The following is a 9,451-nucleotide window of genomic DNA, read 5'->3' as shown; positions in this document are numbered from 1 at the left end:
GATCCCGCACCGATCCGAGCAGAGCGTCGTCCATTCGGGCGGCGCTCTGCTCGTCTTCCGCCGCTACTAGCGGCATCGTCACGGGGGTGCGAGGGTAAACGATGCGCCGTCGCGCGCTTACCCAGAGCTGATGTGTGTCCGATTAGTCCCTGGCCTTGGTTATGCGTTCCACATAACGTGAGAGCCTCACGCGAATGTGCCAGGAGGTGCGATGGGCAAGGACCTCTCCGGGGTCGTCTTCTCGCAAGACGACCGGGTCCACTACCGGCGGAAGGTCCGGCGCTGCCTCGACGTCCTGGCGCTGATGCTGGATGACTTCGCCTTCGAAACCGAGAGCCCGATGACGGGTCTCGAGATCGAGCTCAACCTCATGGACGCGGACGCCGAGCCGGCCATGCGCAACGCCGAGATCCTGGCCAACCTCGCCGATCCCACCTTCCAGACCGAGCTCGCGCAGTTCAACCTCGAACTCAACGCCCGGCCGCGGCTGATCAGCGGGGACGGGTTCGCCGACTACGAGCAGGACATCGTCGAGAGCCTGGCCCGGGCCGAGGACCGGGCGAAGAAGTCGGACAGCACCATCGTGCTCATCGGCAGCCTGCCCACCCTGCAACCGGACCACCTGGTGCTGGCGAACCTCTCGGCCAACGACCGCTACCGCGCCCTCAACGACCAGCTCGTCGGGGCCCGCGGCGAGCAGTTCCGGGTGGACATCCGCGGGGTCGAACGGCTGCAGACGGCGAACGACTCGATCGCGCCCGAGGCCGCGTGCACCAGCGTCCAGTTCCACCTGCAGGTGCCGCCGGACCGGTTCGCCGCTTACTGGAACGCGGCCCAGGCGGTGGCCGGGATCCAGGTGGCGGTGGGGGCGAACTCGCCGTACCTGCACGGCCGGCAGCTCTGGGCGGAGACCCGGATCGCCCTGTTCGAGCAGGCCACGGACACCAGGCCGGACGAGCTCAAAGCCCAGGGGGTACGGCCCAGGGTGTGGTTCGGCGAGCGCTGGATCACCTCGGTGTTCGACCTGTTCGAGGAGAACGTGCGGTATTTCCCGCCGCTGCTCCCGATCATGGACGAGGAGGACCCGGTCGCGGTCCTCGACGCCGGCGGGGTGCCCTGCCTCGGCGAGCTGCGCCTGCACAATGGCACCGTCTACCGCTGGAACCGCCCGGTGTACGACGTCATGAACGGCCGCCCCCACCTGCGAGTGGAGAACAGGGTGCTGCCGGCCGGTCCCACGGTGATCGACATGCTGGCGAACGCGGCCTTCTACTTCGGCCTGGCCCGGCACCTCGCCGAGGAGGACGAGCCGATCTGGTCCCAGCTCTCCTTCGGCGCGGCGGAGGACAACTTCCACGCGGCGGCCCGGCGCGGCATCGAGGCGACCATGCACTGGCCGGGTGCCGGCGAGACGCCGGTGACTGCGCTGGTGCTGGACGTGCTGCTGGCGAACGCCCACGCCGGGCTGGACGCCTTCGGCGTGGATCCGGCGCACCGGGACCGGCTGCTGGGCATCGTGGAGGGACGCTGCCGGACGGGCCGCAACGGGGCGACGTGGCAGACCGAAGCGGTGTGGTCCGCCGAGCACCGCCGCGGGCTGGACCGCCAGGCGGCTTTGCACGACATGTTGCTTCGATACAGCTCACTGCAGCAGACGAACGAGCCGGTCCACACCTGGCCGGTCGATTAGGCCAGCGGGTCTCGTCCTCGCCTTTTGGGATCCTGTACGGGGAGTTCGGCGGTGTCGGCCTCGTTCGCGTCTTTCGCCATGGCGTCCGGCGCCGAGGTCTTGGCCGGAGTGGCCGCCTTGGCGCCGGTCGCCCTGGACGAGGCGGCCTGCCGAGGCGTCGCGGGCCGGGCGGCGGGTGCCGCCTTTGTGGACTTCGTGGGGTTCTTCTGCTCCGGGGGCGTTTTATCGGAACTCGCGGTATTCGCTGGGCCAGCCCCGGCGCCGGCGCCGGGGCGCGCGGTGGACTTCTGCGGAGCGGGTCGCTTTTCACCCGATTGAGGTTCGTTGATCTTCGCTATCGGGGGAGACTCCGGCGGCGGGGCGACCGTCGAGCGACTGTCGGACCTGCCCGCCGCCGACGACGCGGGCCGTGCACCTCCGTCGATCGAGGCCGCAGTCGGCTTCGGCGTGGCGGCAGGCGGCGCGGCCGATGACTTTCCGCGAGCAGAAGCGGCACTCGGCGTGCCGGTCGGGCGCGCAGTCGATGACTCTCCGTCATTGGATGAGGCACGCGACGTGGCTGCGGGCTTTCCTGGAGCCGCACCCGGCGCGGCCTTTCCCCGGGTCGCGGCGGCCCTCGGTGCCGTGACTGCCGCGGCTCCGGCGGAGGGTGAGCCGCTCTGGGCGGAAGCCGGACGCGGTGCTCCTGGCGCCGAAGAGGCCGCGGGCGCCTTGGCGCGTCCCGTGGCAACCGCCGACTGGTCGTCGGCTGCTTGAGCCCCGCCCTGACCTGCGCTCTTACGCCGGAACCGGTCCATGAAGGACCGACGCGGGCGGGACTGCGGTTCGGGATCTTCCCCTGCGCCAGAGCCAGCGGGGCCGGCTTCCGCCGCTGCTGCCGCTGATGGCGGGGCAGGTCGCGTTGCTTTTGCCGCTGACGGCGCAGGTGAAGCTGCCGATGGGGGCGCCGGCCGCGAGGCCGCCGCGGGTCGCGTTGCTCTTGCCGACGGCGGAGCAGATTGCGTTGCAGTCGCCGGTGGCACTGCCGATGGCGGCGCCGGCCGCGTGGCCGCTGGTGACGCGGTCGAGTCCGATCCGGCGCGGGCCCGTGACCGGCCGCTGCCCGGGGCAAGTCTGCGCGACGGCACCGCACCGGTTGCCGACCCGCCAGTCGCCGACTCGGCGCCTCCGCCTGCGACAGCAGCACCGCGTCCGCCTTCTGCGCCCGCGCGGTCTCCACCAGCTCTGGCAGCGACACCCCCACCCGCCGCTGCCTTAGCCGCCCGACGGGCCGCCCGGCGCTGACCGAGGGCGACGGTCAGTGCGGACCCCGCCAGCCCGGCCAGGACCGCATACGGCGCGATCAGGTATGCGGACAGCAGCGGGCCCGGCACCCCCGTCAGCTGCGGCGCCAGCGCGAGGAACGCCGCCGCCACCAGCAGCGGGCCGACCGCGCCCGAGGAAGCTGCACCCACTCCAAGATCGCCGCGGCGGACCGCGGGCAGGGCACCGATGGTCCCCACCACCAGGGCGGCGAGCAACGTCAGCGCCGCGCTCGGCCAGTAGATGGTGCCGTACTGGCCGTCGGCGTTGTCCGGGGAGACGAACTGCCAGCTCGACAGGTATGTCGCCGATGGGCGGTGCCAGAAGATCGTGGCCGCGACCGCCGCCGCGGCCAGCGACCAGAGCCAGGCCGCCGTCGCGATCAGGTTTGCCGCCACCGGTCTGCAGACCACCGCCCAATAGGCGATGACCAGGCCCAGGAGCACGCCGATCACCGCATACCCGCCGGCGATCGTCTGCGGCGAGAAGGTGTCCGTCCGTACCGCGGCCCGGGCCGGGAGCGCGATCAGCGCGACCGTCAGCAGCGCGCCGACCGCCGCGCTCGCCGCCAGCGCGAAGCGCCAAGGCCCGCCCGTCGCCCGGCCGAGCCGGCCCGCGATGACCGCACCGAACACGGTCGAGCTCGCCGCGATCCAGGTCGCCCAGCCCAGGCTGCCCAGCCAGACGCTGTCACCGGCCGGCAGCGCCGGCCACTCCACGACGCCAAGGCCGTAGCCGAGGCCGAGTTGGGCGGCACCCGTCCCCGCGGCCACTCCGGCCGCGGCTGCCACCTGCGCTGTCCAGCCCTTCTCGGCCATGCGGGGCACTGTAGCCGTAGGTGACGATGCCTGCGAATCAATGAGTCGATGCGCCAAGATTGGCTAGGTTGGCGGCAGAGGGCGCCCGAGCGGAGAGGAACCGGCGATGTCCGACGATGACGAGCACCGCCGCCTTGACGAGACCGGCGAGTTCCAGCCACTTCAGGACGACGGGGAAATTCCCCCGATCGGTGGCACCCCAAAGGATGACGGCACCGGGCGGATGCCGCGGGCCGCGGCGGAATCTGACGGCACGCAGGTCTTCGCGGCGGCGGACGAGGACGCGACCAGGGTGGCTCCGCGGGCGCCGCAGAGCGACGCGACGTCCGTGCTTCCGGCGGCCGCAGGCGACGGTACGCGCACAGAGCGTGACACTCGCAGCACCGACAACTGGGCCGACGACGGGAACGAGGTCTGGTCCGCCCGCGCCGGGGTCCGGCCCCGGCGCCCCGGGTACGGCGACGACTCCACCAGCACCGACTGGGCGCTGCCGGAGGAGGAACCGCACGGCAAGTGGTGGACGCCGATCGCGGTCGGCATCGTCGCGCTGCTGCTGTTGAGCCTGCTGGGCTGGGGCATCTACCTGATCGTGCAGTCGGGTGGGGACGACGGCGCCACCCCGGAGGCCACCGCCTCCGCCGCGGCGCCGGCCACGACCCGGCCCAGCAGCGCGCCGCCGATCACGGAGCCGCCGAAACAGCCGACGTCGCCGCTCAGCACCCCGGGCGACGTGACCGTGCCGGCGTTGAAGGGGCTGTCCTCGGAGGAGGCCAGCGACGCTCTCGACCGCAGGGGCCTGAACTATCGCCTGCGCTTCGTGACCAGCGATTCTCCGGCCGGAACGGTGATCGACAGCGACCCGGTCGAGGGCCGGCAGGTGCCGGCGGACACGGTTATCACGCTGATCATCGCAGCGGGGCCGACCACGCCGGCGACCCCCACGCCGTCAGTGTCGACCGGGCCGTCCGGAGAGGACGAGGACTGAGCTCGGTCAGCGGTTGGCGCGCAGGGTGCGCTGGATAGCGCCCGTGGTCATTCCCGGCTGACGGCCGTTGCGGGTGCGCGGGTCCGGCGCCTTGCCGACCTGTCGCAGGCCGCCGACCTGCACGAAGATGGAACGCCGCTCGACCGCGTCGCCGGAGGGGTTGAGCTCGTAGCCGTCCAGCCAGATCCAGCCCTCGTAGGTCGGCCAGTCGTGCACCCGGATGACGCGGAAAAGCATCGGCGCCGCGAATTGGACGCTGGCCGCCTTCGTCACGTGTATGACATCGCCGGACCGAGGAAGCACGTCGTCTCCTGTCCTGAACCCAGTAGGGGCAAATATCACTTTGCCGCACAGTGAACACAGATGGTCCAGTGTGCCCGGCTCGTGCGTGTTTGCAAGGTAGCGATGATGCCAATCATCGCAACGTTGCGGTAACGCCGTTGCCGGCTCGGCCGTTACTCTCCGAACTCGTTTGAGTCCATCAAGGACAGTCGGCTCCGGTCGGTCCCCCGGTGAACGGCGTCACTTTCGATGCATTACGTCGTACTCGGCGCCGTATCCCAGGGTCCTTCAAGAACACTAAGTGACGTGCGCCATACGGAAAGATTGCACCACACGGCGAATCGATGCAAGTTGCAGGTCAGCCGAAAGTGACTAAACGATCACTGTGGACGCTTGAAGGATCAAGAGATCAACAGAGAGACTGACTTCGACAACGCCGTACGGGGGACCCCCTGCCGTCCGGTCGCATGATGCCACGCAGTCCGGAGGTGAGCGTGAATCCGCGCAACAGCCCCACCATCCGCCGCCGCCGACTCGGCGCTGAGCTCCGCAAATACCGCGATACGGCTGGCGTGACCATCGACGTGGTGGCCGAGCGCCTCGGCTGTTCACCGTCCAAGGTGTCCAGAATCGAGACCGGCCACACGAGCGCCACCCCACGCGACGTAAAGGACATGCTTGACATTTACGGCGTCAATGGCGTCGAATCAGAAGAATTGGTGCAAATAAGCCGCGAAGCGCGCCAAAAGGGATGGTGGCATCCATTCAGCCCGGTCCTCACGGGTGCGTACGTCGGGCTCGAGGCGGCGGCGCGGTCGATCAGGGCGTACGAGCAGCAGGTGATTCCGGGACTGCTGCAGACCGATAAGTACGCAATAGCGATGATTAGGGCCGCCCGACTGGGTGACAGCGACCGAGAAATAGAGCAACGGGTACGCGTCCGGATGGCTCGCCAAGCGTTATTGATTCAGGACGATCCGATCGATCTACAGGTGGTGCTCGATGAAGCGGTGGTGAGTCGCCCGGTCGGCGGCGACGAGGTGATGCGAGATCAATTGCTCCGATTGGTCGAGGCGACCCGGTTGCCGAACGTCACTCTGCAGATCCTGCCGTTCGCGGCGGGTGCCCACGCCGGCATGGACGGCACGTTCGCGATCCTCGACTTCCCTGACGCCGAGGACCCGAATGTGGTGTTCGCCGAGAACGCGACCGGCGGGCTGTTTCTGGAGAAGAGCGATGAGCTCCGCAAGTACGACTCGATCTTCGAGACCATCCGATCGTCGGCCCTCTCTCCCGAGGAGTCCAGAGACATGATCGTTTCGCTGGCAGAGGAGCCATTGTGGAAGTTGAGACCAAGGGTTTCCGGATTGACCTGAGCCGTGCGCAGTGGTTCAAGAGCACGCGCAGCGGCCCGAACTGCGACAACTGCGTCGAGGTCGCCTTCGTCGACCGGGCCGTCGCGGTTCGCGATTCCAAGAACCCCACCGGACCCGCGTTGATCTTTACGGCCGCCGAATGGGACGCCTTCGTGGGAGGCGCCAAGGACGGAGATTTCGACCGGTAGCGCACGCACCAGGGCCGCCCTCGCCGAGAACGTGGGGGCGGTCGTCGCATTTTGCCCCTTTTGTACCGTCGCCCGTGGCAGCCGTCCTCGTTGAACGCTCTAAGCGCGGACCGGACCGCGCGCCGGAGCGAGGCAAGGCGAAGCAGATGACGATTGGTTCCGACAACCTCAGCAACGGATCCGCGACCGCGCAGGACCGCTTCAGCGGGGGCGTGAGCGCGTACCGGCAGACCCGTCGCGACGCGGCGCTGGCCGCGGAGAACGGCGACGGTGAGCTGGTCTCGCGGGGCACCGGCGGATCGAGTCTGTCCGGCCTGCCGACCCGTACGCCGATCGAGCCGACCAGCGCGCTGGACCGGGCGGCGAAGCTGCCCTCGCTGGACCTGCAGGGCCTGACCGAACCGGTCTTCCCGACCAGCGGTGCCTGGGTCGACGCGGGCAGCTCGCAGTCGATGGCGGACCACCCGCTGCTGCGCGGGCTGCTGCTGGAACTGCCGGTGCGCGGCACCATGCCGGACTCGGGCTGGCTGGACCGCTGGTTCGAGGCCGCCCGCTCGATCCTCGAACTGCTCTACGTGCAGGAAGCGAAACGCAAGTAGCTCTGGGCGGCATCCCGGCCGCGCCGGCCCGGTCAGGCGGCGCGGTGGGCCGACGATGCGAGGCTCTCGGCCGCTTCGCTCTCGATCGGCAGCGCGGTGTAGGTCTCCAACGAGCTCTGCCGCGCCGGCACGGCCCGCAGCCGGACCTTGCCGATCGGCGCGAAGACCTTGACGCTCAGCCGGCTGTGCCGGATCGCGTGCCGGACGCCGAGCGCGAGCACGACGACCCCCACCACGGTCAGCACGATCCCGGCCACCTGGGCGCCGGGCACCTCGATCACGCCGGCCGCGATCGGCACGCCGGCCAGCGCGGCCAGGCCGGTGATCTGCAGCGGCGTCGCGACCAGCGGATGCGCCGCGGCGGCGCGCAGGGCCGGCGGCGCCGGCGTCAGCGGCGCGGTGGCGAACGCGCCTGCGCCGCGCCGGACCTGAGCGAGGCGACGCACGGTCACCGTCAGCACGACCAGCGCGGGTACGGCGGGCAGCAACGCCGCCGCGGGCGCCGCGGAGGCTCCGGGCAACACGCCGGTGACCAGCGGCACGGCGACGAACACCGCGATCCCGCCACCGACCAGCATGGACAGTGTCCGGGCGCGCCGGCGCAACTCGCGAGCCGTGCGAGCGCCCGGCAGCGCATCCGCCAGCAGCCCGGCGGTGAGCCAGGTCGCGGCGAGGGCGCCGATCAGGATGAGATCCGTTGCGGTGTTCACATCGACAGACTTCACCTGTGACGCAACTAGCAAAACCGGGATATGCCCGGACCGGGTACCCGTAGGGGTCTGAGCGTTACGCTCAGTGTTCGAGTCGTTGCGGAGGGGCCTCATCCCAACGGGCGAAGAGGACAATGCCCCCTGTTGCGGAAGTGACCTGTGTCCTAATGTCGGGTGCCAGACCCCACCGATGCATCGGTGGCCGGCACAGGCTCGACCTGGGGAGGTCGGCCGGGGTTTCCGGCGGCGACGCCGCGAGACCCCGGCACCGCCCAGGCCCGCTCCACCCGGCGAAGGTGGTCGGTTCAGACCGTCCGGCGGGTGTGGTCGGCTCGGCCCGTTCGGCGGGTGTGGTCGGTTTAGACCGCGAAGGTCTGCACTGGTTCGGTGCCCGGCGCGGGTGGGGTCGCCTTCCACAGCCCGGCCTTCTGTGCGGCCAGCCGCGACACGTACGCCGGGTTCAGCAGGATGTACCGCTTCCACAGCCGCTTGGGCTCCAGCCCGAGGCGCCACAGCCATTCCAGGGCGTACTTCTGCATCCACGCGGGCGGGTTCTTCAGCAGCCCGGCGTGGTAGTCGAAGGCCGCGCCGACCGCGAGCAGCGGCATGTCGAGCAGCGGGCGCATCGCGTAGGTGAAGATCTCCTGGCGCGGGCAGCCGAGCCCGACCAGCACGATCCGGGCGCCCGACGCCTTGATCCGGTCCGCGATCTCCACGTCCTCGCCGGGCTGGACGCTGCGGAACTTCGACGCCTCGACCCCGGCGAGCTTCAGCGCCGGGAACATCCGCTCCAGCGCCGGCACGAGCTGCTGCAGGGTTGGCTCCGTGGAGCCGTACAGGTAGACCGGCAGGCCCTCGGCCGCGGCCTGGCGCAGCACCCGCAGGGTGAGCTCCGGGCCGTAGACCCGGTCGGTCAGGCCGGCGTGGTGCAGCAGGTTGAGCGCGCCGCGGACCGGCTGCCCGTCCGGCGTCACCAGGTCGAACGAGTTCAGCCGGGCGTTGTGCGCCTTGTCCTGCACGCCGGTCATCACACCGTGGACCGCGAGGGCGGTCACGGCGTAGTGCCGGCGGTCGCGGGCGGCCGTGAGGATCTGGGCGGTCGCGGCCTCGTAGTCCACCGCGTCGACCAGCACGCCGAGGACGTTCTTCTTGCCCTGCGAGATCACGGCTGGGGCACCCACTTGTCGACGTTGGCCTCGTAGATCTCCTGGAGGATCATCGGGACGTCGTAGACCTGCTTCCACTGCGGGTAGTCGGCCTGGAACGCCGCCATCGAGCCGATCCACCACTGGTGGTCGCCGATCCGGTTGTCGTCGACATACTCGGTGACCATCTCGGTGCCACTGATCTTCTCGGCCAGGGCGAAGGCCTCGAGGTTGGAGCAGTTCGAGTGCCGGCCGCCGCCGAGGTTGTAGACCGCCGCCGAGCGCGGGTCGCGGAAGAACGCCTCGAACGCGCTGAGCACGTCGTGGCTGTGGATGGCGTCGCGGACCTGCTTGCC

11 protein-coding genes and 1 pseudogene are annotated in these 9,451 nt (G+C 70.1%); 8 read left to right on the top strand and 4 right to left on the bottom strand.

Annotation, left to right across the window (positions count from 1 at the left end):
- The first annotated feature begins 211 nt into the window (after positions 1-211).
- The 5 genes from DMB66_RS54820 (at position 212) to DMB66_RS54800 (ending at position 4,795) form a co-directional block, all read left to right on the top strand.
- Complete coding sequence (locus DMB66_RS54820) at positions 212-1,690, top strand: glutamate-cysteine ligase family protein (RefSeq protein WP_125811973.1); 1,479 nt, start codon at positions 212-214, stop codon at positions 1,688-1,690.
- Positions 1,691-2,014: 324 nt separating this feature from the next.
- Positions 2,015-2,446 (top strand): hypothetical protein, encoded by a 432-nt coding sequence (locus DMB66_RS54815; protein ID WP_125811972.1) that lies wholly within the window; start codon positions 2,015-2,017, stop codon positions 2,444-2,446.
- Positions 2,447-3,235: 789 nt separating this feature from the next.
- Entirely contained in the window at positions 3,236-3,415 is a 180-nt protein-coding gene (locus DMB66_RS54810; RefSeq protein WP_125811971.1) for a hypothetical protein, read from the top strand.
- 3 nt (positions 3,416-3,418) lie between these two features.
- Positions 3,419-3,727 carry a hypothetical protein gene (locus tag DMB66_RS54805; RefSeq protein WP_125811970.1) on the top strand — a complete coding sequence of 103 codons (309 nt, stop codon included), beginning with the start codon at positions 3,419-3,421 and terminating at the stop codon, positions 3,725-3,727.
- Between the two features lie 189 nt (positions 3,728-3,916).
- The gene (locus DMB66_RS54800) at positions 3,917-4,795 is read left to right on the top strand and encodes a PASTA domain-containing protein (RefSeq protein ID WP_125811969.1); all 879 of its coding nucleotides are present in this window, start codon (positions 3,917-3,919) and stop codon (positions 4,793-4,795) included.
- 6 nt (positions 4,796-4,801) lie between these two features.
- Here DMB66_RS54800 and DMB66_RS54795 read toward each other — a convergent pair whose 3' ends face one another.
- Entirely contained in the window at positions 4,802-5,098 is a 297-nt protein-coding gene (locus DMB66_RS54795) for a hypothetical protein (RefSeq protein ID WP_125811968.1), read from the bottom strand.
- A 473-nt stretch (positions 5,099-5,571) separates the two neighbouring features.
- On the opposite strand from DMB66_RS54795, the gene DMB66_RS54790 reads away from it, so the two are divergent.
- The 3 genes from DMB66_RS54790 (at position 5,572) to DMB66_RS54780 (ending at position 7,240) form a co-directional block, all read left to right on the top strand.
- Entirely contained in the window at positions 5,572-6,453 is an 882-nt protein-coding gene (locus DMB66_RS54790; protein ID WP_125811967.1) for a helix-turn-helix transcriptional regulator, read from the top strand.
- Positions 6,417-6,641, top strand: a complete 225-nt coding sequence (locus tag DMB66_RS54785; RefSeq protein WP_125811966.1) for a DUF397 domain-containing protein — start codon at positions 6,417-6,419, stop codon at positions 6,639-6,641. The genes DMB66_RS54790 and DMB66_RS54785 overlap by 37 nt, the downstream gene beginning before the upstream one ends.
- A gap of 146 nt (positions 6,642-6,787) precedes the next feature.
- Complete coding sequence (locus DMB66_RS54780) at positions 6,788-7,240, top strand: hypothetical protein (RefSeq protein ID WP_125811965.1); 453 nt, start codon at positions 6,788-6,790, stop codon at positions 7,238-7,240.
- Between the two features lie 32 nt (positions 7,241-7,272).
- Here DMB66_RS54780 and DMB66_RS54775 read toward each other — a convergent pair whose 3' ends face one another.
- From DMB66_RS54775 to DMB66_RS54765, 3 genes and pseudogenes are all read right to left on the bottom strand, one after another.
- Positions 7,273-7,950 (bottom strand): hypothetical protein, encoded by a 678-nt coding sequence (locus DMB66_RS54775; RefSeq protein ID WP_125811964.1) that lies wholly within the window; start codon positions 7,948-7,950, stop codon positions 7,273-7,275.
- Between the two features lie 359 nt (positions 7,951-8,309).
- On the bottom strand, positions 8,310-9,116 hold the full coding sequence (locus tag DMB66_RS54770; protein WP_370321223.1) for a WecB/TagA/CpsF family glycosyltransferase: 807 nt from the start codon (positions 9,114-9,116) through the stop codon (positions 8,310-8,312).
- Positions 9,113-9,451, bottom strand: a pseudogene (locus DMB66_RS54765) (NAD-dependent epimerase); the annotation flags it as partial. The gene DMB66_RS54770 and the pseudogene DMB66_RS54765, both read right to left, overlap by 4 nt.

This window comes from Actinoplanes sp. ATCC 53533 (genome assembly GCF_003947245.1).
This window is presented reverse-complemented; position numbering and strand designations above follow the sequence as displayed.

Excerpts from the sequence above, each read along its gene's own strand:
- DMB66_RS54820 (WP_125811973.1), top strand. The coding sequence starts at position 212 with ATGGGCAAGGACCTCTCCGGGGTCGTCTTCTCGCAAGACGACCGGGTC.
- DMB66_RS54810 (WP_125811971.1), top strand. The coding sequence starts at position 3,236 with ATGGTGCCGTACTGGCCGTCGGCGTTGTCCGGGGAGACGAACTGCCAG.
- DMB66_RS54805 (WP_125811970.1), top strand. The coding sequence starts at position 3,419 with ATGACCAGGCCCAGGAGCACGCCGATCACCGCATACCCGCCGGCGATC.
- DMB66_RS54800 (WP_125811969.1), top strand. The coding sequence starts at position 3,917 with ATGTCCGACGATGACGAGCACCGCCGCCTTGACGAGACCGGCGAGTTC.
- DMB66_RS54780 (WP_125811965.1), top strand. The coding sequence starts at position 6,788 with ATGACGATTGGTTCCGACAACCTCAGCAACGGATCCGCGACCGCGCAG.